Source organism: Candidatus Termitispirillum reticulitermitis (assembly GCF_054655775.1).
Genome location: NZ_BAAIHG010000229.1, coordinates 1 through 581, shown reverse-complemented (window position 1 = coordinate 581; position 581 = coordinate 1). Strand labels below are relative to the sequence as shown.

1 protein-coding gene is annotated in these 581 nt (G+C 37.3%); it reads left to right on the top strand.

Translation table 11 applies throughout. The features are described 5' to 3' along the window. Positions 1-371 (top strand): type II toxin-antitoxin system RelE/ParE family toxin (locus AC1MDJ_RS08460; RefSeq protein ID WP_479690467.1); only part of this gene is annotated, 371 nt, incomplete at its 5' end. Positions 372-581: the final 210 nt, after the last annotated feature.

Sequence of the window (581 nt, the reverse complement as noted above, 5' to 3'; positions counted from 1 at the left end):
GCCGAAGTATTAAAGAATATGAATACAGCCTTGAGCAGATAATGTTCAAGCTAGCTTTCTCTGAAACATTCAATGATGACACAGTTTCTGCCATTAGTTATATAAAGAATGTCTTAAAAGCTCCGATGGCAGCGGATAAGCACGCCGAAGAGCTAATAAAAAGCTATGAACTGTTGAAGAGCAATCCGTTTGTCAGACCACCAGTTAAAGATGGTTACCTAGCGACTATGGGCATCCGTTTCTTGTTAGTCAAAAACTACATTTTAATATACAGCATTAATGAGCAAGAAAATGAGGTATACCTACACAGATTTTTGTATGGGAAACGTAATTGGATAGAGATATTAAGTGGCACTGAGCTTGGGGGATAAGCGATGATATATGCTATCTCCTATAAGTATGAGTATATGGAGAAATAAAGTATTGGAAAGGTGTTTCATAAGCTACCGCCCCTCAACCACCGCTACCTCCTCTGCTGTTAAACCGTAGAGTTTATAAATAATAGCATCTATTTTTGATTGATTTTGATTGTCAGAATCTATATTGGCAACCAATTCTATGAGTTGCTTTTCATACTTGCC